The organism is Streptomyces sp. KMM 9044 (assembly GCF_024701375.2).
Classification (GTDB): domain Bacteria; phylum Actinomycetota; class Actinomycetes; order Streptomycetales; family Streptomycetaceae; genus Streptomyces.
This window is the reverse complement of record NZ_CP113910.1, coordinates 1,135,455-1,159,190: the sequence shown is the minus strand read 5'-3', so window position 1 is coordinate 1,159,190 and position 23,736 is coordinate 1,135,455. Positions and strand designations below refer to the sequence as shown.

At 68.6% G+C, this 23,736-nt stretch carries 8 protein-coding genes and 1 pseudogene (1 of these 9 cut by a window edge); 6 read left to right on the top strand and 3 right to left on the bottom strand.

All coding sequences use genetic code 11. From position 1 onward, the window contains the following. Positions 1 to 50: 50 nt before the first annotated feature. Positions 51 to 482, bottom strand: a pseudogene (locus HUV60_RS05180) (transposase); the annotation flags it as partial. A gap of 376 nt (positions 483 to 858) precedes the next feature. Beyond that, positions 859 to 1,740 (bottom strand): ParB/RepB/Spo0J family partition protein, encoded by an 882-nt coding sequence (locus tag HUV60_RS05175; RefSeq protein WP_257852009.1) that lies wholly within the window; start codon positions 1,738 to 1,740, stop codon positions 859 to 861. A 180-nt stretch (positions 1,741 to 1,920) separates the two neighbouring features. On the opposite strand from HUV60_RS05175, the gene HUV60_RS05170 reads away from it, so the two are divergent. Then, positions 1,921 to 3,318, top strand: a complete 1,398-nt coding sequence (locus tag HUV60_RS05170) for an IS1380 family transposase (RefSeq protein WP_257849034.1) — start codon at positions 1,921 to 1,923, stop codon at positions 3,316 to 3,318. A gap of 797 nt (positions 3,319 to 4,115) precedes the next feature. On the opposite strand, the gene HUV60_RS05165 is transcribed toward HUV60_RS05170, so the two are convergent. Continuing rightward, positions 4,116 to 5,315 carry a cytochrome P450 gene (locus HUV60_RS05165; protein ID WP_257852014.1) on the bottom strand — a complete coding sequence of 400 codons (1,200 nt, stop codon included), beginning with the start codon at positions 5,313 to 5,315 and terminating at the stop codon, positions 4,116 to 4,118. Between the two features lie 575 nt (positions 5,316 to 5,890). Between HUV60_RS05165 and HUV60_RS05160 the strand changes: the two genes are divergently transcribed. From HUV60_RS05160 to HUV60_RS05145, 5 genes are all read left to right on the top strand, one after another. Then, positions 5,891 to 16,672, top strand: a complete 10,782-nt coding sequence (locus HUV60_RS05160; protein ID WP_269441136.1) for a non-ribosomal peptide synthetase — start codon at positions 5,891 to 5,893, stop codon at positions 16,670 to 16,672. Between the two features lie 340 nt (positions 16,673 to 17,012). Continuing rightward, on the top strand, positions 17,013 to 17,933 hold the full coding sequence (locus HUV60_RS05155; protein WP_443047216.1) for an AMP-binding protein: 921 nt from the start codon (positions 17,013 to 17,015) through the stop codon (positions 17,931 to 17,933). Next, positions 17,846 to 18,058: a hypothetical protein gene (locus HUV60_RS33820; RefSeq protein ID WP_443047500.1), complete on the top strand. Its 213-nt coding sequence runs from the start codon at positions 17,846 to 17,848 to the stop codon at positions 18,056 to 18,058. The genes HUV60_RS05155 and HUV60_RS33820 overlap by 88 nt, the downstream gene beginning before the upstream one ends. Further along, positions 18,028 to 21,924: a non-ribosomal peptide synthetase gene (locus HUV60_RS05150; protein ID WP_269441134.1), complete on the top strand. Its 3,897-nt coding sequence runs from the start codon at positions 18,028 to 18,030 to the stop codon at positions 21,922 to 21,924. The genes HUV60_RS33820 and HUV60_RS05150 overlap by 31 nt, the downstream gene beginning before the upstream one ends. Continuing rightward, positions 21,924 to 23,736, top strand: the 5' end (the start) of a protein-coding gene (locus tag HUV60_RS05145; RefSeq protein WP_269441133.1) for a non-ribosomal peptide synthetase. It continues 15,803 nt past the right edge of the window; the window shows 1,813 of its 17,616 coding nt (coding positions 1–1,813); its start codon is at positions 21,924 to 21,926; its stop codon lies off the right edge, out of view. Before HUV60_RS05150 ends, HUV60_RS05145 begins: the two co-directional genes overlap by 1 nt.

Sequence of the window (23,736 nt, the reverse complement as noted above, 5' to 3'; positions counted from 1 at the left end):
GCGGGGAGCAGGAGGCGGGCGGCGTCCCGATCGGTCGTGGAGGCTGGCGTGACCAGCACGGCCAGCAGAAGCCCGAGGGTGTCGGTGAGCAGGTGCCGCTTGCGCCCGTTGATCTTCTTCCCCGCGTCGAAACCCCGCGTGGCGTGGGCGACGGTGGCGTCCGCCTTCACCGACTGAGAGTCCACCACACCCGCACTCGGCTCCTCCTTGCGACCCTCCGAGCGGCGGACGGCCCCGCGCAGCCGGTCATGCAGCTCGGCCACCAGCCCCGTATCCCGCCAGCGGGCGAAGAAGGCATACACCCGCGGCCAGGGCGGGAAGTCACACGGCATCGCCCGCCACTTGATGCCGTTGTCCACGACATAGCGCACGGCATCAACTATCTGCCGGTGGCAGTAGCCCTCCGGCCGACCGCCCCGGCCCGCCATCCAGGCCGGCACCGGCAGCAGATCCCGTACCAGGTCCCACTCCGCATCACTCATGTCCGAGGCGTACCGGGGTCGACGCTCCGGCCGGTCGGCCGCGTTTCCGAACCGATGGGCGAGACAGTCACACCCAGGAGTGGGCGAGCTGGACTCGGCAACCACGACCACGCGACACTTCGACACCAGGGCCTCTTGCTCCTCGCTGGACTCGACAACCGCGAGCTACCAAGAGGCCCTTCTTCCATGCGCCTGCACCGGTCAACTCACCCGAACCAGGACCCCGTTCGAACCCGATCGACTCCACGAGCGGATAGAGAACGGCCAGTCAGTCCTCCGCTTTGGCGGGCAAGCTGGCTCAGCTGAGTGCCCTCGGCGGTCCATGGCCGTTATGAGGCCACAGACCGCCGGCAGGCCCCTGCTGACTGTGTTTTCGTCAGGTCTCGTCATCGACGCTGAGCATGCGGCCGTCTAGTTCCCTCGCGAACTCCGTCCATGTCTCCGCATACTGCCGGGCGAGGTCGACGACCAGGCTTCCACAGTGCGACGGGACGGCAGCGGCCAATCTCGCCCAGCGCTGATCCCCCAGGGCGTTCAGCTGCAGGACCCGAAGAAGCTGCCGTCCCTCCTCCTTGTGCCGCAAGGACGGGTCGCGCAGGAGCTTCTCCACCAGCTCTGCAGGATCCGGCTGGACGGGGCGTCCCCTCCGCGCGGTGTGCTGCTCGCCCAGCTGCTGCGGAATCACAGAATCAGGCTGGGCGCTGCCGGCCTCGGACGCGTAGGACCTCCGCTCCGGTAACGGCGACTCACCCGACAGCAGCCGCTTCTTGACATCGCTCACCGTCGCCGGCGAGATCCCGGCGTGCCTCGCCACCTCACGCAGCGACGCGTGCGGGTTCTCGGCGACCAGCTCGGCGGCACGTCTTCTGCCTTCCTCGCTGTTCAGTGGACGGAGCTTGCCGTCTCTGCCTATGCGGGCCCGCACCGGCGGCGCGTCGGCCGCCCCCCGTCTGATGGCTGCGACGGCCTTCGCGCCCAGTCCTGCCAGGCGGGCGATCGCCCGGTCCGACATCTCTGGGTGAGACGCGATGATCCGTGCGGCCGCGGCCCGACGGTCCGCTCTGGAAAGTGGAAGACCATGCGTCACATTCGCCTGGACAGCACGAAGGAAGGCCTCTTCGACGGTACCGTCGAAGAGCACGGCGTCGATCGTCTCATCACCCCTCAAAAAGGCAGCCATGAGGCGATGCAGCCCGTCGATCACCCGCATGCTCCGCCGATGCACGAGGATGGGTGGAAGTTGTGAGTCCAGTTCCATCAGCCTGGTGACATGATCGGCGTCATGCCCTTCCAGGCGCGGAGAATCACCAGCCTCACCAATTCACCGTGCCTGCCGGTGCTGGTGACGGAGTGTGAGATCAGCGAAGAAGGATGCCTCGACCTGCGATGATTCAGCTTCTCTAGGACTGGATCACGTTGGGGAGGAGGCACCCTCCGGGTGTCGAAGCTTACCGAGTGGGCGGATGGCCTGTCACTGTCGACGGGCGGCAGGAAACTGGTGGGCAAGGCGGGGATCGTGCCCGTGCGCCGGTTGGCGGACAAGGTCGGGCTGACAGACTTCCTCGGCGGGGCGCTGGTGCGCCGGGACTTCCATCCGGTCCACGACCGGGGGCAGGTGCTGATATCCGCGGCGTGCGCGGTGCTGCTGGGGTCACGCTCGATGAGCGGGATCGCGGTGATGCGGCAGGCCGCCCTGGTCCTGGGCAACCCGGCGTCCGCGTCGACGCTGTACCGGACTCTGGACGCGATCGGCCCGGTCGAACTCGTGAAGATCGCCTCGGCCCGCGCGAAGGCCCGCTCCGCGGTGCATGACCTCATCGACCTTCGGCCCGGCGGCTTCCCCTGGATCCGGGTGGACGGCCGGCCGCTGACCGGGTGGACGGTGCTGGACATCGACGCCTCGCTGGTGCCAGCGCACTCGGACAAGGAGGGCGCCGAGCCCAACCGTAAGGGCTTCGGACTGCATCCGATCCTGATGTTCCTGGACAATACGGACGAGCATCTGGTGTGCAGGCTGCGGCCGGGAAGCGCCGGAGCCAACACCGCGAGCGACCACATCGAGGTCTCCACCGAGGCGATCCGCCAGCTGCCCACCCGCCGACGGCGCAAGGTCCTCTTCCGCGCCGACGGCGCCGGGGCCACCCACGAGTACCTGCGGTGGATCACCGACGGCGGCGGCAACAAGGCCAACACCTGGCAGTACTCGGTCGGCTGGACCCGCGACGAGGATTTCTGGACGAACCTGGCCAAGGTCCCCAAGGACACCTGGACCGCCGCCCTGGACGCGAAGGGCGCCCCGCGCGAGGACGCCGCCCTGGTCGAGATCACCGGCATGCTCGACCTGACCGGCTGGCCGCCCGGCCTGCGGATCATCGTGCGCCGTGAACCGGTGCACCCCAAGTACGCGAAGGATCTCAAACCGTACGAGCTGGCCACCGGCTTCCGCTACCAGGCCATCGCGACCAACACCCCGGGGCGCCAACTGCAGTGGCTGGACGCCTGCCACCGTGTTCATGCTCATGTCGAGTCCGGGATCCGCCGCTCGAAGGCCCTCACCCTGACCAGACTGCCGTCCTCGAAGTTCGCCCTCAACCAGGCCTGGTGCACCCTGCTCGCACTCGCGATGGACCTCCTCGCCTGGCTCCAGCTCCTCGCCCTGGACGGCAGACTCGCCAGAGCCGAACCCGCCACCATCCGCACCCAACTCTTCGACGTCCCCGCCAAACTGACCAACCACGCCCGACACCGCGAGCTGAAGTTCGACCCGGCGTGGCCGGCCGGCCACGCCGCCGTCAAAGCATGGGACCGCGTCCAGGCCCTGCCCAACCCCGGCTGACCTCACCACCACCGCCCCGACACCCCGGAAGGAGGAGACCCGCAACACCACGGCAAGTGGAGGCCGACGCCCGCCCGAGCGATACCGGGATCAACCACCCTGCCCACGCCCCGAACCATCGAAGCTCAAACCAGCTTTAAGCGGACACCCCACCGAACCCCATCAGGCCGGCGCGCGCACGTGAATGATCGAGGCCAGGCAGGAGAGACGAGATCGGCACCGATGCGATCTCCCGCTCGCCATTCTGGAAGGTCACGTTCGGGTCGGCCGGGTCGGTAGCTCCGCTCGTCCTTCTGGTTTCCACAAGATCGGCAATATCGTAACGGCTCAAGTTTGACTCCCCCCGTCGGCATGGCCGATAAGTGTCTATTCGCTACGAAACACGTCCTCTGATGGCACGGCTGCGGTCGTCGGTCAATCTGTACACGCGTAGACCGATCGACCATGGGGGCGGCGAGCAGATCCTGAACCATGACTCCTTCGGCTCCGCTCCCAGTTGGCGGCACACATCGCATTGCCATCGAACGCGAAGAAACCGGGCGTGCCGCCCCACCCTGCACCACGCAAGCGGACGTCGCATGCTTCGGCGGCCCACCTGCGTCGATACAGGTGCGCCACCAAACCGCCGAGGTGCCCGACTCCCCTTCGAACACATTTACTTCGAACACGCTTACATGGTCCGTCACTGTCTCGGAACTGTCGAGAGCTTTAGTCACTCTGGCCACAGAACCCGAGCGGTGTTCCTTCGTGGCACGGATGCGGGTGACCGTGACCCGAGGCTCCCTGCCGTTCGACGCTCAGGCGACCAGCCGGACCGGCAGATGCTGGGGCCCGTTGACGACGATCGATGCCACGAGGGTCGGTTCGCCGTCGAGTTCCATCCGGATGCCACGGTGCAGCAACTCGTTGTAGAGCAGCCGCAGTTCCGCGCGGGCAAGCACGCTCCCCAGGCAGAAGTGCTCACCGAAACCGAGGGCCAGATGCCGGTTGGGCTTGCGGCGGATGTCGAACTCGTCCGGACGGTCGAAGATACTCTCGTCACGGTTCGCGGACGGCAGCCACAGAGTGACACGGTCACCCGCCGCCACCTGCTGCCCGTGAATCTCGACCGGCCGCACCGCAGTGCGCATGATGTGCGTCGCGGTGGACGTCCAGCGGAGCACCTCCTCCACTGCAGAGGGCAGCAGCTCCGGCTCCCTCGACAGAGCCGCCCACTGGTCCTGGTGCTCCAGGAACGCCAGCATGCCGCCGGCCGCCGCGATCCGCGTGTTCTCCGTGCCGCCGACCAGCAGATTGTCGCAGTTGAGGAGGACGTCGTCCGGCTTGAGCCGTGCCCCGTCGATCTCGGCCGTCGCCAGGATGCTGACCAGGTCGTCACCCGGATGCGCCGCCTTAGCCGCCTGCAGATCGTCGAAGTAGCTCATGATGTCCAGGTGGGCGAACCGCTGGGTCAGCGGGTCGTCGGCGGCGAACGCCTGGCTGGTCAGCTTGAACAGGTGGTCCCAGTCGGAGCTCGGCACTCCCATCATCCGGCAGATCACGTACAGCGGCACACGGGCGGCCACGTCCGTCACGAAGTCGCACGTCCCGGACTCCAGGGCCTCGTCCACGACCCTCCGGGTGACCTCCATCATCTCGGGCTCGAAACCCCGCACCGACCGGAGAGCGAACCACTCGTCGACCAGCCCTCTGAGCTGTCGATGCCGAGGAGCGTCCGTCAGTGCCAGCGTGCGGCCACCACCCGGGTCCTCCCCGTGATCGGCCGGGCGCAGCAGAATTCCCCGCGCCGAACTGAACGTCTCCGCGTCGCGGTACGCCGCCCGTACATCCTCGTACCGGGTGAGCGCCCAGAACCCCGGCAGTTCGGTGGGCGGATGCCAGTGGACCGGCGCATTCGCGCGCAGCCAGCGCCACTGCTCGAAGGGATTGCCGTGGGCGTAGAGCTCGGGATCCACCAGATTGATCCGCGGAGCCTGCTGGGACGAGTCGCCGTGCATGCGAATACCTCTCAGGATTTGCTTGAATGCGAGAAACGGATACCCGACGGCGGCAATCTCGCGGCAGATCAGGCTTCCTGAACGATCCGGGCCCTCAATGCGGCAGGCAGGCTGACACGCTGCCACAGCAGCGTCAACCTCAGTCGGCAGTCGCCGCACACGGCTTCTTCCGCTGTGATCAACCGACGCGGTGCAGCACTTGAACACCTGGCTGGCCAACCGTACGCGGCCCGCGCCATTCAGGCGATGATGCGGCATGGAATAGGCATCAGCGGCAGCCGCAGGGCTTCACACCACTGCCGTCGGCCGCGGGCGCGCCCGGGCTGGTCGCACCGAACTGTTCAAGTGCGGCCAGGGCTCAGTTGAACATGGCGGAACACTGATCGCCAGGATTGATCGGACATGCCGCCTGGACCATAGTGAGCCGGGTTCTGCCGAAGGCTGTCCGCTGCTCGAATTGCCCCGGGTCGATTTGGATGACGGCATCGGCAGAACCTGCTCCCGAGGACTCGCCCCTCGTGAATTGACGGGGGAATGCGTCCCGCCGCGGTCATGTGTAAACAGGAGGAATCTCGATGATCCCGTTGTCGTTTGCGCAGCGCCGGCTGTGGTTCATCGGCCAGCTCGAAGGACCGAGCGCGACCTACAACATCCCCATGGCGCTGCGGCTGATCGGCGGACTGGATCGGGAGGCGCTGGACGCGGCGCTGCGGGACGTGCTGGAGCGGCATGAGGTGCTGCGAACGGTGTTTCCGGCGCCCGAGGGCGAGCCGTATCAGCGGATTCTGGCGGTGGAGGAATCCGGTTTCGAGCTGACTGTTGCGGAAGTGGCTCTGGAACGGCTGACGGAGACCGTGGCGCGCACCGTGCGGCAGACCTTCGATCTGGACACAGAGATTCCGCTGCGGGCCAGCCTGTTCGCAACAGGACCGGACGAGCACGTCCTGGTCGTCGTGGTGCACCACATCGCGGGTGACGGCTGGTCGTTGGGGCCGCTGGCCCGGGATGTGTCCGTCGCGTACGCGGCCCGGTGCGCGGGCCAGGAGCCCGGCTGGGAACCGCTGCCGGTGCAGTACGCCGACTACGCGCTGTGGCAGCGGGAACTGCTCGGGGACGAGAACGATCCGGAAAGTGTGCTGTCGCGTCAGGTTGCCTTCTGGCGTGAGGCGCTGGACGGAGTGCCGGAGGAGCTCGCCCTGCCCTATGACCGCACGCGGCCGACGGCGCCGTCGCACGTGGGGCACGCGGTACGGCTCGACCTGTCCGCCGAGGTGCATGCGCGGTTGCGTGAGGTGGCGCGTGAGCGTGGTGTGACGGTGTTCATGGTTCTGCAGGCGGCGCTTGCGGTGACGCTGTCCCGGTTGGGTGCGGGGACGGACATTCCGATCGGTTCGGCGATTGCCGGCCGTACGGATGAGGCCCTGGACGACGCGGTCGGGTTCTTCGTCAATTCGCTGGTGATCCGGACGGACCTGTCGGGTGATCCGTCGTTCGCTCAGGTGCTGGAGCGGGTGCGGGAGGCCGGCCTGCGGGCGTACGACCACCAGGATGTGCCGTTCGAGCGGCTGGTGGAGGAGCTGGCCCCGGCGCGGTCCATGGCACGGCATCCGCTGTTCCAGGTGATGCTGACGGTACACAACAACGCGCAGGCGGTGCTGGAGCTGCCTGGTATGCGGATCGAGGGAATACCGACCCAGGAACAGTCGGAAGCGAACCGCACGAAGTTCGACCTGGACGTCACGGCCACCGAGGTCCTCGACGCGGACGGGGCTCCGGCCGGGCTGACCGGCCGGCTGATCGCGTCCGCTGATGTCTTTGACGCACAGACCACCGAGCGGTTCGCGCAGTGGCTGCTGCGGGTTGTCGAGGTGGTGGTGGGGGCGCCCGACATACGGGTCGGCGCGGTGGACGCACTGAGCCCGGACGAGCGGTCCTTGGTTCTGGAGCGGTGGAACTCCACCGCCACCGAGGTGAACGAGGCATCGGTCTCCGAGCAGATCGCCGAGTGGGCGGCGGCGGATCCGGCTGCGGTGGCTGTGGTGTGTGAGGGAGAGGAGCTGTCTTACGGCGATCTGGACGCCTGGGCGAACAGACTGGCGTATGTGCTGAGGCAGCGCGGTGTCGGCGCGGAGTCGGTGGTGGGTCTCTGCCTGCCGCGGGGCGCGGAGATGGTTGCGTCCGTGGTGGGTGTGTGGCGTGCGGGGGCGGCATACGTGCCGCTCGACCCGGAGCTTCCGGTGGAGCGACTGAAGTTCATGGTCTCGGACAGCGGGGCCGGGGTCGTGGTGGGGCGGGGCGGGCCGCTAGCGGAGTTGCCGGGGGCCGAGGTGATCGATCTCGGCGATCGGAATGTGGCGGAGGTCTTCACGAGGGCCGAGGTGGCGATACCCCAAACACGGGTGCGGGGCGCTGGGCTGGCGTACGTGATCTACACGTCGGGTTCGACGGGACGGCCGAAGGGCGTGGCGGCCACGCACGGCGGTCTGGTGAACCTGGTCGCGGCCCTGAGGCCGGTGCTGGGCGCGGAGCCGGGCGCCCGGGTGCTGCAGTTCGCGTCGTTCAGTTTTGACGCGTCGGTGCTGGACATGGCGGTGACGCTGGCGTCGGGCGCCACCCTGGTGGTGGCATCGTCGGCGGAACGGTCGGATACTTCGCTGCTGGCAGGGATGGTACGACGCTGCGGCGTGGGCTCGGCGAGCGTGGTGCCCTCGCTGCTGGGCGCGCTGGATCCGACGGCACTGACGGACGTGTCCACACTCGTGGTGGGTGCGGAGCCGATCAGCCTGGCGCAGGCCGGGCTGTGGTCGCGGGGCCGGGCGCTCGTGAACACGTACGGTCCGACCGAGGCGACCGTGATGGTCACCACCGGCCAGGTGGACGGTTCGGAGCCAGTGGTGCCGATGGGCGCGCCGGTGGCGAACACCCGGGTGTATGTGCTGGACGGCTCGCTCAAGCCGGTGCCGGTGGGCGTGGTGGGTGAGCTGTACATCGCGGGTGTGCAGTTGGCGCGGGGGTATGTGGGGCGGCCGGGCCTGACCGGGGAGCGGTTCGTGGCGAATCCGTTCGGTGGTGTGGGTGAGCGGATGTATCGGACCGGGGACCGGGCGCGGTGGACGGTGCAGGGGCAGCTGGTCTTTGCCGGGCGGACCGATGACCAGGTGAAGATCCGTGGGTTCCGGATCGAGCCGGGTGAGGTCGAGGCGGTGCTGGCTGCGCATCCGGGGGTGGGGCAGGCGGCGGTGGTCGTGCGGGAGGACACCCCGGGTGACAAGCGTCTGGTCGCCTATGTGGTGGGTGATGTGCGGGTGTCCGAGCTGCGGGAGTTCGTGGCGGGGCGGGTGCCGGAGTACATGGTGCCGTCGGCGGTGGTGGTGCTGGACGGGCTGCCGTTGACGGTGAACGGGAAGCTGGACCGCAAGGCGTTGCCGGCTCCGGAGTACACGAGTGGTGGCGGTCGTGGGCCGGTGTCGGTGCAGGAGGAGATCCTGTGCCAGGCGTTCGCGCAGGTGCTGGGTCTTCCCGAGGTCGGTGTGGAGGACGACTTCTTCGCGCTGGGCGGGCATTCGCTGCTGGCGACTCGTCTGGTGAGTCGGGTGCGCGCGGTGCTGGGTGTGGAGGTGGCGCTGCGGACGTTGTTCGAGGCGCCGACGCCGGCCGGCCTGGCCTTGCGGCTGGCGGGAGCGGACGCGGCGCGTCCTGCGTTGGTGGCGGGTCCGCGGCCGGAGCGGGTGCCGCTGTCGTTCGCGCAGCGCCGACTGTGGTTCATCGGCCAGTTGGAGGGGCCGAGCTCCACGTACAACATCCCGGTGGCGCTTCGGTTGTCGGGTGGGGTGGATCGGGGGGCGTTGGAGGCGGCGCTGGTTGATGTGCTGGGGCGGCATGAGGTGCTGCGGACGGTGTTCGCGGTGGCCGAGGGTGAGCCATATCAGCGGATCCTGCCGGTGGAGGAGTGCGGGTTCGAGCTGGCCTTCGCCCAGCTGGGTGCGGACGGGTTGGCGGAGGCGGTCGCCGCAGCGCAGGGGTATGCCTTTGATCTGGCCACGGAAATCCCGCTGCGGGCATGGCTGTTCGAGACCGGCGCGGACGAGCATGTGGTGGTCGTCGTCGTGCATCACATCGCGGGTGACGGGTGGTCGTCTGCTCCACTCAAGCGTGACCTCGTTACGGCGTATGACGCTCGGCGTCAGGGTGCCGCTCCGGGGTGGTCTGCGTTGCCGGTGCAGTACGCGGACTACGCGTTGTGGCAGCGGGAGCTGCTGGGTGATGAGGGTGACCCGGAGAGCAGGTTGTCGCGTCAGGTGGAGTTCTGGCGTGGGGCGTTGGCGGGTGCGCCGGAGGAGCTGGTGTTGCCGACCGATCGTATTCGGCCGGCGGTGGCGTCGCATGAGGGGCATGCGGTGCGTGTGGAGGTGTCGGCGGGGGTTCATGCGCGGTTGCGTGAGGTGGCGCGTGAGCGTGGTGTGACGGTGTTCATGGTGCTGCAGGCGGCGCTTGCGGTGACGCTGTCCCGGTTGGGTGCGGGGACCGATATTCCGATCGGTTCGGGGATCGCCGGGCGCACGGATGAGGCTCTGGACGAGTCGGTCGGGTTCTTCGTCAATTCACTGGTGATCCGGACGGATCTGTCGGGTGATCCGTCGTTCGGTGAGGTGCTGGAGCGGGTGCGGGAGGCCGGGCTGCGGGCGTTCGAGCATCAGGACGTGCCGTTCGAGCGGCTGGTGGAGGAGCTGGCCCCGGCGCGTTCGATGGCGCGGCATCCGTTGTTCCAGGTGTGGTTGGCGCTGCAGAACATGGAACAGGCGGTGCTGGATCTGCCGGGGCTCGTGGCGTCGGGGCTGTCGGCGGGGTCCGGGAAAGTGGCGGCGAAGTTCGATCTCGACGTGATGGCGAGCGAGGTCTTCGACACCGACGGAGCTCCTGCTGGTCTGGCCGGACAACTGATAGCCGCTGCTGATCTGTTTGATGCGGGGACGGCTGCTCGGTTCGCGGAGCGTTGGGTTCGGGTGTTGTCGGCGGTGGTCGGGGATCCGTCGGTGCGGGTGAGCACGGTGGATGTGCTGGGGTCGGCCGAGCGTCACAGGGTGCTGGTGGAGTGGAACGACACGGCGGCCACGGTCGAGGCGGCGACGGTTCCGGCGCTGTTCGGGGCTCAGGTGGCGCGCGACCGGGATGCGGTGGCGGTGGTCGACGGGGTGGTGGAGCTGTCGTACGGGGAGGTGGACGCGCGGGCGAACCGCCTGGCGCGGTATCTGACCGGTCTGGGGATCGGCCCGGAGTCGGCTGTCGGAGTCTGCCTGGAGCGCGGTGCTGACCTGCAGGTGGCGTTGTTGGGGGTGCTGAAGGCCGGGGGTGCGTACGTGCCGCTGGATGCGGATCATCCGGCGGAGCGGATCGCTTATGTGGTGCGGGATGCGGGGCTGGAGGTTGTGCTGACCTCCCGTGCGCTGGCTGGCGTGGTTGCGGGTGATGTGCGGCAGGTGGTGGTGGATGACCCCGCGGTGGCGGGGGAGATCGCCGGTCTCGACAGTTCGGCGGTGGTCTGTGCCCAGCTGCGGGCGGAGCATCCGGCGTATGTGATCTACACGTCTGGGTCGACGGGGCGGCCGAAGGGGGTGGTGGTTTCGCATGTGGGTGTGGCGAGCCTGGTGGCTGGTCAGGTGCGGGAGTTGGGTGTGGGCCCGGGGTCGCGGGTGGGGCAGTTCGCGTCGGCTGCTTTCGACACGTTCGGGTGGGAGTGGTTGATGGCGCTGCTGTCGGGTGCGGCGCTGGTGGTGGTGCCGGCGGAGCGGCGGCTGGGTTCTGCGCTGCCGGAGTTCCTGGGCGAGACGGGGGTGACGCATGTGACGTTGCCGCCGGGGGTGCTGGCCACTCTCGACGAGGGTTCGATCAGCGCGGACGTGGTGTTGGTGGTGGCGGGGGAGGCGTGTCCGCCGGAGGTGCTGGCGCGGTGGGCGCGGGGACGCGTGATGTTCAACTCCTATGGTCCGACCGAGACGACGGTGGACGCGACGCTGTGGCGTTGCGACGACCCGACGACCGTCTCGATCGGTACGCCGGTGGTGAATACCCAGGTGTTCGTGCTGGACGAGCACCTGGCGCCGGTTCCGGCGGGTGTTGCGGGTGAGCTGTATGTGGCGGGTGCCGGTCTGGCGCGGGGGTATGTGGGGCGGCCGGGCCTGACCGGGGAGCGGTTCGTGGCGAATCCGTTCGGTGGTGTGGGTGAGCGGATGTATCGGACCGGGGACCGGGCGCGGTGGACGGTGCAGGGGCAGCTGGTCTTTGCCGGGCGGACCGATGACCAGGTGAAGATCCGTGGGTTCCGGATCGAGCCGGGTGAGGTCGAGGCGGTGCTGGCTGCGCATCCGGGGGTGGGGCAGGCGGCGGTGGTCGTGCGGGAGGACACCCCGGGTGACAAGCGTCTGGTCGCCTATGTGGTGGGTGATGTGCGGGTGTCCGAGCTGCGGGAGTTCGTGGCGGGGCGGGTGCCGGAGTACATGGTGCCGTCGGCGGTGGTGGTGCTGGACGAGCTGCCGCTGACGGTGAACCGCAAGCTGGACCGCAAGGCATTGCCCGCCCCCGAGTACACGGTGGCCACCGTCAGTGGCGGTCGTGGGCCGGTGTCGGTGCAGGAGGAGATCCTGTGCCAGGCCTTCGCCCAGGTGCTGGGTCTTCCCGAGGTCGGTGTGGACGACGACTTCTTCGCACTCGGCGGACACTCACTCCTGGCCGTGCGACTGGTGAAGCAGCTGGACGGCCGGGGTGTGTCGGTGTCGGTGCGTGCGTTGTTCCAGACGCCGACGCCGGCGGGTCTGGCGCAGGCGGCGGGGCCGGATGCGGTGGAGGTGCCGGAGAACCGGATCCCGGAGGATGCGGGGCGGATCACTCCGGACATGCTGCCGCTGGTTGACCTGACGGTTGAGGAGGTCGAGCGGGTCGTCGGGGCCGTCGACGGCGGCGCGGCCAACATCGCTGACGTCTATCCGTTGGCTCCTTTGCAGGAGGGGTTGTTCTTCCATCATCTGCTGGAGGCGGATGGTGGTGTGGATGCGTATGTGGCGCCGCGGGTGTTGCGGTTCGATTCACGTGAGCGGCTGGAGGGGTTCCTGGCGGCGCTTCAGCGGGTGGTGGACCGGCATGACATCTACCGCACGGGGTTTGTGTGGGAGGGGCTCGGCGAGCCGGTCCAGGTGGTGGTCCGCCGGGCGACTCTGCCGGTCACGACGGTGACCCTTGAATCTGGCGGCCCCGATGCGGTCGAGCAGCTGATCGCGGTGGTCGGATCCGTGATGGATCTCGGGCGGGCGCCGCTCATCGATGTGCACCTGGCAGCGGAGCCGGGGACTGACGGGCAGTGGCTGGCGTTGCTGCGGATGCATCACCTGGTGCAGGACCACACCACGCACGACGTGCTGCTCCAAGAGCTGGATGCGTTTCTGTCGGGGCGCGAGGATGCGCTGCCGGAGCCGTTGCCGTTCCGCAACTTCGTGGCTCAGGCACGTCTCGGCGTCACCCGCGCGGAGCACGAGGCCTACTTCGCCGGCCTGCTCGGCGATGTCGAGGAGACCACCGCTCCTTACGGCCTGATGGATGTGCATGGCGACGGTCGTGGTGTGGTGCGTTCCTACCTCGGTGTGGAGGAGGAGGTGGGCCGCCGGGTGCGGGAGGTGGCCCGCTCGCTGGGCGTGAGTGCGGCGAGTGTGTTCCATCTGGCGTGGGCGCGGGTGCTCGCGACGGTCAGTGGTCGGGACGACGTGGTGTTCGGCACCGTGCTGTTCGGGCGGATGAACGCGGGTGCGGGTGCGGACCGGGTGCCGGGCCTGTTCATCAATACGTTGCCGGTGCGGGTACGGGTCGGTGCTGAGGGTGTGGGCCAGGCGCTGGAGGGTGTGCGGGATCAGCTGGCCGAGCTGCTGGTGCACGAGCACGCGCCGTTGACGCTGGCGCAGCAGGCCAGCGGGATGCCGGGTGGCAGCCCGCTGTTCACCTCGCTGTTCAACTACCGACACGGCAAGTCCCGTACCGCCTCCGGGGCGGGTTCGGAGGCCGGTGCCGCCCGTCGGGGTATCAGCACGGTGTCGATGCGTGAGACGACGAACTATCCGGTGGCCGTGTCGGTCGAGGATCTGGAGTCGAAGTTCGGGCTGACCGTGGACGCGGTGGGCTCGGTGGACGGTCAGGCGCTGTGCCGGCTGCTGCACACCTGCCTGGACCACCTCGTCACCGCGCTGGAAGACCATCCCGGCAGCCCGCTGACAGCCGTCGACATCCTTCCTGAGGCCGAGGAGCGCCAGCTCCTGACGGAGTGGAACGACACTGCGATGCCGGTCGAGCCGGCGACGGTGCCGGTGTTGTTCGCGGCTCAGGTGGCGCGGACACCGGATGCGGTGGCGGTGGTGTGTGAGGGGGTCGAGCTTTCTTACGCGGAGTTGGATGCTCGGGCGAATCGATTGGCGCGGCTGCTGCTTGCCGGGGGTGTGGGGCCGGAGAGTGTTGTCGGGTTGGCGTTGCCGCGTTCGGCCGATCTTGTGGTTTCCGTTCTGGCAGTGCTCAAGGCGGGCGCGGCGTACCTGCCGATCGATACGGAGTATCCGGCGGAGCGGATCGGGTTCCTGTTGGAGGATGCGGCTCCCGCTTGTGTGATTACCACGGGGGATGTGGCTGCCGAGGGAGGCTTCGGGGAATTGTCGTGTGTGGTGCTGGGTGAGCCTGGTACCGAGGAGCGGCTGGCCGGGCTTTCCGGTGTGGATATTGCCGAATCCGAGCGAATTTGCCCCCTGGCTCCGGAGCATCCTGCGTATGTCATCTTCACGTCGGGTTCGACGGGGCGTCCGAAGGGTGTGGTGGTTGGGCATGAGGGGATTGTCAATCGGCTGGTGTGGATGCAGGACCGGTTCGGTTTGGTGCCGGGTGATCGGGTGTTGCAGAAGACTCCGTTCGGTTTCGATGTGTCGGTGTGGGAGTTCTTCTGGCCGTTGCTGAATGGTGCGGTGCTGGTGGTGGCGCGGCCGGGTGGGCATCGGGATCCGGGGTATGTGGCGGATCTGATTTGCCGGGAGCGGGTGACGACGGTGCATTTCGTGCCGTCGATGCTGGAGGCGTTTCTTGCGGAGCCGGCGGCTGCGGGGTGTGGGAGTCTGCGGCGGGTGATCTGTTCGGGTGAGGCTTTGCCTGTGTCCGGGCAGGAGCGGTTCTTCGAGCTGTTCGACGGGGTGGAGCTGCACAATTTGTATGGGCCGACGGAGGCGTCGGTGGACGTGACGGCCTGGGAGTGTGTGTCGGGTCGTGGTGGGGTGGTGCCGATCGGTGCGCCGGTGGCCAATACCCGGGTGTATGTGCTGGACGGGTCGCTGAGGCCGGTGCCGGTGGGGGTGCCGGGTGAGTTGTATCTCGCGGGTGTGCAGTTGGCGCGGGGGTATGTGGGGCGGGCGGGCCTGACCGGGGAGCGGTTTGTGGCTTGTCCGTTCGGTGGTGTGGGTGAGCGGATGTACCGGACCGGGGATGTGGTGCGGTGGTCGGCCGAGGGGCAGTTGGAGTATTTGGGTCGTGCTGATGACCAGGTGAAGATTCGTGGGTTCCGGATCGAGCCGGGTGAGGTCGAGGCGGTGCTGGCTGCGCATCCGGGGGTGGGGCAGGCGGCGGTGGTCGTGCGGGAGGACACCCCGGGTGACAAGCGTCTGGTTGCCTATGTGGTGGGTGATGTGCGGGTGTCCGAGCTGCGGGAGTTCGTGGCGGGGCGGGTGCCGGAGTACATGGTGCCGTCGGCGGTGGTGGTGCTGGACGGGCTGCCGTTGACGGTGAACGGGAAGCTGGACCGCAAGGCGTTGCCGGCTCCGGAGTACACGAGTGGTGGCGGTCGTGGGCCGGTGTCGGTGCAGGAGGAGATCCTGTGCCAGGCGTTCGCGCAGGTGCTGGGTCTTCCCGAGGTCGGTGTGGAGGACGACTTCTTCGCGCTGGGCGGGCATTCGCTGCTGGCGACTCGTCTGGTGAGTCGGGTGCGCGCGGTGCTGGGTGTGGAGGTGGCGCTGCGGACGTTGTTCGAGGCGCCGACGCCGGCCGGCCTGGCCTTGCGGCTGGCGGGAGCGGACGCGGCGCGTCCTGCGTTGGTGGCGGGTCCGCGGCCGGAGCGGGTGCCGCTGTCGTTCGCGCAGCGGCGGCTGTGGTTCATCGGCCAGTTGGAGGGGCCGAGCTCCACGTACAACCAGCCGGTGGCGCTTCGGTTGTCGGGTGGGGTGGATCGGGGGGCGTTGGAGGCGGCGCTGGTTGATGTGCTGGGGCGGCATGAGGTGCTGCGGACGGTGTTCGCGGTGGCCGAGGGTGAGCCGTATCAGCGGATCCTGCCGGTGGAGGAGTGCGGGTTCGAGCTGGCCTTCGCCCAGCTGGGTGCGGGGGACCTGGCGGAGGCGGTCGCCGCAGCGCAGGGGTATGCCTTCGATCTGAGTGCGGAGATCCCCATTCGGGTATGGCTGTTCGAAACCGCCCCGGACGAGCATGTGCTCATCGTGGTGGTCCACCACATCGCCAGCGATGGGTGGTCGTCCGCTCCCTTGGAGCGTGACCTCGTCTCTGCCTATGCGGCTCGTTGCGAGGGTGCCGCCCCGGAGTGGTCCGCGTTGCCGGTGCAGTACGCCGACTACGCGTTGTGGCAGCGGGAGCTGCTCGGTGATGAGAACGACCCGGAGAGCGTGCTGTCACGCCAGGTCGCCTTCTGGCGTGGGGCGTTGGCGGGTGCGCCGGAGGAGCTTGCTCTGCCGTATGACCGTCCGCGGCCGGCGGTGGCGTCGCATGAGGGGCATGCGGTGCGTGTGGAGGTGTCGGCGGGGGTTCATGCGCGGTTGCGTGAGGTGGCGCGTGAGCGTGGTGTGACGGTGTTCATGGTGCTGCAGGCGGCGCTTGCGGTGACGCTGTCCCGGTTGGGTGCGGGGACCGATATCCCGATCGGTTCGGCGATCGCCGGGCGCACGGATGAGTCCCTGGACGAGTCGGTGGGTTGTTTCGTGAACTCGCTGGTGATGCGGACGGACCTGTCGGGTGATCCGTCGTTCGCTCAGGTGCTGGAGCGGGTGCGGGAGACGGGGCTGGGGGCGTATGCGCATCAGGATGTGCCGTTCGAGCGGCTGGTGGAGGAGCTGGCCCCGGCGCGGTCGGTGGCGCGGCATCCGCTGTTCCAGGTGATTTTGACGATGCAGGATGCGGTTGCTTCAGCTGGGGTGGGCAGGTCCGGTCCCGGGGTGGGATGTCGGGGTTGCGGGCCAGTGCGCTGCCGTTGGGGCGGGTCGGGGCGAAGTTCGACCTGGCGGTGCTGGTCGGAGAGCGGTTCGGTGCGGATGGGGAGCCGGCGGGGATCGGTGGGGTGGTGACCGGTGCGGCGGACCTGTTCGAGCCGGCAACGGTGGGCCGGCTGGCCGACACGCTGACGCTGGTGCTGTCCGCGGTGGTGGCGGACCCGGCGATGCGGGTCGGCGCGGTGGAGGTGCTGTCTCCGGCGGAGCGGGTTGAGGTTCTGGACGGCTGGAACGACACGTCTGTCTCCGTTGGTGGGGAGTCGGTGTTGGGGTTGTTCGAGGCGCAGGTGGTGCGTGCTCCGGACGCGATCGCAGTGGTGTGTGAGGGGGCGGAGCTCTCTTATGCGGCGTTGGATGCTCGGGCGAATCGGTTGGCTCGTTTCCTGTTGGTGCAGGGGTGGGTGCGGAGTCGGTGGTGGGGCTGTGTCTGCCGCGTGGGGTGGAGACGTTGGTGGGGATGCTGGCGGTGTGGAAGGCGGGGGCGGGGTATCTGCCGGTGGATGCGGGGCATCCGGCGGAGCGGATCGCGTTCATGCTCGCGGACAGTCGTGCGGTGCTGACGTTGACGACGGAGGAGATTCTGGAGGATCTTCCGGCGGGGCGGCATCGTCTGGTGGCGGTCGACGGGGCGCTGGTGGGGATGCAGCTGGCCGGGCTGGAGGACACCGCGCCGGAGGTGTCGATCGATCCGGGGCAGGTGGCGTATGTGGTGTATACGTCGGGTTCGACGGGCCGTCCGAAGGGTGTGGCGGTCACGCAGGGCGGTCTGGCGAACTATGTGGGCTCGGTTCCGGCCCGGGTGGGCTTCGACCGGCCCGGTGGCGGGTTCGCGGTGCTGCAGGGACAGGCGACCGATCTGGGCAACACCACGATCTTCGCGGCTCTGGTGTGCGGGGGCGTCCTGCACTTCCTTGCCGAGGACATGGTGACGGACCCGGCGTTGGTGCGGGGGTATGTGGCCGACCATGGGATCGAGGGTGTGAAGGCGGTGCCCTCGCACGTGGCCGCTTTGGGTGCGCCGGTCTTCGAGTCGGTGGGATCACTGGTCCTGGGAGGCGAATCCGCACCCCCCGCCCTGGTGGGTGATCTGCTGGCCGCTGGTGGTGGGAGGGTGTTCAACCACTATGGTCCGACGGAGACGACCATCGGTGTCGCCACGACCGAGTTGTCGGCGGGGATGTGGCGGCCGGGGTGGTTCCGGTGGGCCGGCCGGTGGCGAACACCCGCTTCTACGTCCTTGACGAGTATCTGGCGCCGGTGCCGGTGGGTGTGGTCGGGGAGCTGTATGTGGCGGGTGCGCAGTTGGCGCGGGGGTATGTGGGCCGGCCGGGCCTGACCGGGGAGCGTTTCGTGGCCTGCCCGTACGGGTCTGGTGGTGAGCGGATGTACCGGACGGGGACCGCGCCCGCTGGACGGTCGATGGCCGTCTGGTGTTCGCGGGGCGTGCTGATGATCAGGTGAAGGTGCGGGGGTTCCGGATCGAGCCGGGTGAGGTGCAGGCGGTGCTGGCCGCGCACCCGGGGGTCGGGCAGGCGGCAGTGCTCGCGCGGGAGGACGCACCGGGCGAGGTACGCCTGGTGGCCTACGTGGTGGCTGATGACGAGGACGTCGAGTATGCGGCGTTTGCTGATTCGGTGCGGTCGTTCGCTGCTGCCCGGCTGCCGGAGCATATGGTGCCGTCGGCGGTGCTGGTGCTCGAGGCGTTGCCGCTGACGGGTAACGGCAAGCTCGACCGTGCTGCTCTGCCGGCCCCGGACTACGCCGCGGCGGCGGGCACGAGCGGTTCCGGTCGTGGGCCGGCAACGGTGCAGGAGGAGATCCTGTGCCAGGCCTTCGCCCAGGTCCTGGGCGTCGAGCGGGTCGGTGTCGACGACGACTTCTTCACCCTCGGCGGGCATTCGCTGCTGGCGGTGTCGCTGGTGGAGCTGCTGCGGGGCCGGGGTGTGTCGGTGTCGGTGCGGGCGTTGTTCCAGACGCCGACGCCGGCGGGTCTGGCGCAGGCGGCCGGGCCGGATGCGGTCGAGGTGCCGGAGAACCGGATCCCGGACGGTGCCGAGCGGATCACCCCGGACATGCTTCCCCTGGTCGACCTGGCGGTTGAGGAGGTCGAGCGGATCGTCGCGGCCGTCGACGGCGGCGCAGCCAACATCGCCGACATCTATCCGTTGGCTCCTTTGCAGGAGGGGTTGTTCTTCCACCACCTGCTGCAGGCAGACGGTGATGCGAACGGGTACGCGGCACCGGCCGTCATCCAATTCGACTCGCGGCAGCGTCTCGACGCTTGCCTTCGAGCGCTGCAGCGGGTGGTGAACAGGCACGACATCTACCGCACGGCGTTCGTGTGGCAGGCGCTGCGCGAGCCGGTCCAGGTGGTGACGCGCCAGGCGACACTGCCAGTCACCGAAGTCACCCTCGACCCGCAAGGCTCCGATGCTGCCGAACAGTTGATTGCTGCGACTGGCTCGGTGATGGACATCGGAAGGGCTCCGCTGATCGACGTGCACATCGCCGCCGAACCTGACGGAGGTGGTCAGTGGCTGGCTGCGCTGCGCCTGCATCATCTGGTCCAGGACCGCACCGCACAGGACGTGCTGCTGGAGGAGATGGATGCGTTTCTGTCGGGGCGCGAGGATGCGCTGCCGGAGCCGTTGCCGTTCCGCAACTTCGTGGCTCAGGCACGTCTCGGCGTCACCCGCGCGGAGCACGAGGCCTACTTCGCCGGCCTGCTCGGCGATGTCGAGGAGACCACCGCTCCTTACGGCCTGATGGATGTGCATGGCGACGGTAGCGGCGTGGTGCGTTCCTACCTCGGTGTGGAGGAGGAGGTGGGCCGCCGGGTGCGGGAGGTGGCCCGCTCGCTGGGCGTGAGTGCGGCGAGTGTGTTCCATCTGGCGTGGGCGCGGGTGCTCGCGACGGTCAGCGGCCGGGACGACGTGGTGTTCGGCACCGTGCTGTTCGGGCGGATGAACGCGGGTGCGGGTGCGGACCGGGTGCCGGGCCTGTTCATCAATACGTTGCCGGTGCGGGTACGGGTCGGTGCTGAGGGTGTGGGCCAGGCGCTGGAGGGTGTGCGGGATCAGCTGGCCGAGCTGCTGGTGCACGAGCACGCGCCGTTGACGCTGGCGCAGCAGGCCAGCGGGATGCCGGGTGGCAGCCCGCTGTTCACCTCGATCTTCAACTACCGGCACAGCAGGCGCCCCACCACCAAGGCCAGCCTGGAAGCGGACACACCATCCAGGGGCGTCAGGATGCTGCTCTCCCGTGATGCCACCAACTACCCCGTGGCCGTATCGGTCGACCAACGAGACTCCGGGTTCGGTCTGACCGTGGACGCGGTGGGCTCGGTGGACGGGCAGGCGCTGTGCCAGCTGCTGCACACCTGCCTGGACAACCTCGTCACCGCGATCGAGGACGACCCCGACAGCCCGCTGACGGCCGTCGACATCAGCGGCGAGACCGAGCGGCGCCGGCTGTTGGTGGACTGGAACGACACGTCTGTCTCCGTTGGTGGGGAGTCGGTGTTGGGGTTGTTCGAGGCGCAGGTGGTGCGTGCTCCGGACGCGATCGCAGTGGTGTGTGAGGGGGCGGAGCTCTCTTATGCGGCGTTGGATGCTCGGGCGAATCGGTTGGCTCGTTTCCTGTTGGTGCAGGGGGTGGGTGCGGAGTCGGTGGTGGGGCTGTGTCTGCCGCGTGGGGTGGAGACGTTGGTGGGGATGCTGGCGGTGTGGAAGGCGGGGGCGGGGTATCTGCCGGTGGATGCGGGGCATCCGGCGGAGCGGATCGCGTTCATGCTCGCGGACAGTCGTGCGGTGCTGACGTTGACGACGGAGGAGATTCTGGAGGATCTTCCGGCGGGGCGGCATCGTCTGGTGGCGGTCGACGGGGCGCTGGTGGGGATGCAGCTGGCCGGGCTGGAGGACACCGCGCCGGAGGTGTCGATCGATCCGGGGCAGGTGGCGTATGTGGTGTATACGTCGGGTTCGACGGGCCGTCCGAAGGGTGTGGCGGTCACGCAGGGCGGTCTGGCGAACTATGTGGGCTCGGTTCCGGCCCGGGTGGGCTTCGACCGGCCCGGTGGCGGGTTCGCGGTGCTGCAGGGACAGGCGACCGATCTGGGCAACACCACGATCTTCGCGGCTCTGGTGTGCGGGGGCGTCCTGCACTTCCTCGCCGAGGACACGGTGACGGACCCGGCGTTGGTGCGGGGGTATGTGGCCGACCATGGGATCGAGGGTGTGAAGGCGGTGCCCTCGCACGTGGCCGCTTTGGGTGCGCCGGTCTTCGAGTCGGTGGGATCACTGGTCCTGGGAGGCGAATCCGCACCCCCCGCCCTGGTGGGTGATCTGCTGGCCGCTGGTGGTGGGAGGGTGTTCAACCACTATGGTCCGACGGAGACGACCATCGGTGTCGCCACGACCGAGTTGTCGGCGGGGGATGTGGCGGCCGGGGTGGTTCCGGTGGGCCGGCCGGTGGCGAACACCCGCTTCTACGTCCTTGACGAGTATCTGGCGCCGGTGCCGGTGGGTGTGGTCGGGGAGCTGTATGTGGCGGGTGCGCAGTTGGCGCGGGGGTATGTGGGCCGGCCGGGCCTGACCGGGGAGCGTTTCGTGGCCTGCCCGTACGGGTCTGGTGGTGAGCGGATGTACCGGACGGGGGACCGCGCCCGCTGGACGGTCGATGGCCGTCTGGTGTTCGCGGGGCGTGCTGATGATCAGGTGAAGGTGCGGGGGTTCCGGATCGAGCCGGGTGAGGTGCAGGCGGTGCTGGCCGCGCACCCGGGGGTCGGGCAGGCGGCAGTGCTCGCGCGGGAGGACGCACCGGGCGAAGTACGCCTGGTGGCCTACGTCGTACCGGACCAGGCGAAAGACAACGCGTCCGATGGGCTCGTCCAGGACCTACGGGACTTCGCGGCCGGGCAGTTGCCGGAGCACATGGTGCCATCGGCGGTGGTGGTCCTGAACGGGCTGCCGTTGACGGTGAACGGAAAGCTGGACCGCAAGGCACTGCCCGCTCCGGAGTACACGAGTGCTGGGGGCCGTGGGCCGGCGACGGAGCAGGAGCAGCTCCTCTGCCGGGCGTTCGCCCGGGTCCTGGGCGTGGAGCGGGTCGGGGTGGATGACGACTTCTTCGCGCTCGGTGGGCATTCGCTGCTGGCGACCAGGCTGATCAGCGAAGTGCGTGAAGAGCTGGGAGCGGAATTGCCCATCCGTGCGGTCTTCGACGCCCGGACGCCGGCCGAACTCGCGACCCGACTCGCACAGCAAGGTAATAGCCGTCAAAAAGCTAGGCCCGCGCTGCGGCCGATGCGCAGCCAGGAGGAGTCCTGATGATCCCGCTTTCATTCTCCCAGCGTCGGCTTTGGTTTCTGGCACAGCTGGAGGGGCCGAGCACGACGTACACGAACCCCACTGTGCTGCGCTTCTCCGGGGCGCTCGACAAGGATGCACTTGAGGCAGCTCTGCGGGATGTGCTGGGACGGCATGAGGTGCTTCGGACCGTGTTCCCGGCGCACGAGGGCGAGCCGTATCAGCGGATCCTTCCGGTCGGTAACACCGGATTTGAACTGGTCGTCACGGAGGTGGCTCCCGAGCACCTGACTGAGACGGTGGAGCGCACCGCGCGGTACGCGTTCGACCTGGCCGAAGAGATCCCGCTGCGGGCCAGCCTGCTCGTCGTGGATCCGGATGAGTACGTTCTGATCGTGGTGGTGCACCACATCGCGTGGGACGCCTGGTCCGCGGGGCTGTTGGCGCGCGATGTGTCGGTGGCGTACGAGGCCCGGTGCGCCGGCCGGGAACCCGGGTGGGAAGCGCTGCCGGTGCAGTACGCCGACTACGCCATGTGGCAGCGAGAGCTGCTGGGCGACGACGACGATCCGGACAGTGTGCTGTCACGCCAGGTGGCGTACTGGCGCGAGACACTGGCGGGTGCGCCGGAGGCACTGTCGCTGCCCACCGATCGGCCGCGGCCAGCGGTGCGTTCCTATCGCGGTCACCAGGCTGAGCTGGAAATCGCGGCCGCAGTGCACGAACGGCTGGTCGCGGTGGCGCATGAGCGAGGCATGAGCCTCTTCATGGTGCTGCAGGCGGCGCTTGCGGTGACGCTGTCCCGGCTCGGTGCCGGTACGGACATCCCGATCGGCTCTGCCATTGCCGGACGCACGGACAAGGCGCTGCACGATCTGGTGGGCTTCTTCGTCAACACGTTGGTCATCCGGACCGACCTCTCGGGCGACCCGACGCTGGCCGAGGTGCTGGACCAGGTCCGGGAGACGAGCATCGGCGCGTTCGAGAACCAGGACGTGCCGTTCGAGCGGTTGGTGGAGGAGCTGGCACCGACGCGTTCCATGGCGCAGCATCCGCTGTTCCAGGTGATGCTGACGCTGCAGAACGCCGGTACGGCAAGGCTGGCTCTGTCCGGCCTACGGGCTTCCCGCATGGCCGGGGGTGCTCCCGCGGCCAAGTTCGACCTGGAGGTCACCGCCACCGAGGTCCTCGGTGACAACGGAGCGCCCGCAGGTGTGCGGGGTGTGGTCACGGTGGCGGCCGATCTGTTCGATGCGGAGACGGCTGCCCAGATCGCGACTCGCTGGGGTCGTGTGGTGTCGGCCTTGGCTGAGGACCTGTCGCGGCGGGTGAGCGCCGTGGAGATTCTTGATGTGACCGAGGAGCGCCAACTCCTGACGGAGTGGAACGACACTGCGATGCCGGTCGAGCCGGCGACGGTGCCGGGGTTGTTCGCGGCTCAGGTGGCGCGGACACCGGATGCGGTGGCGGTGGTGTGTGAGGGGGTCGAGCTTTCTTACGCGGAGTTGGATGCTCGGGCGAACCGGTTGGCGCATTTCCTGAGGGAACAGGGCGCTGGTCCGGAGTCGGTCGTCGCGGTGTGTCTGGAGCGCGGCGTGGACATGGTGGTGGCGCTGCTTGCGGTGCTCAAGGCGGGCGCGGCGTATCTGCCGGTGGATCCGGATTCTCCGGCCGGTCGCATGGTCGTGGCGTTGGCGGATGCGGGTGCGGCGTGTGTGGTGACCTCGGGTGAGTACGCGGGGCGGTTGCCGGAGGATGCGGTTCGGGTGGTGGTGGACGATCCGGCGGTGATGGCTGAGGTGGCGAGCCGGCCCGGGTCGGCGCCGGAGGTGT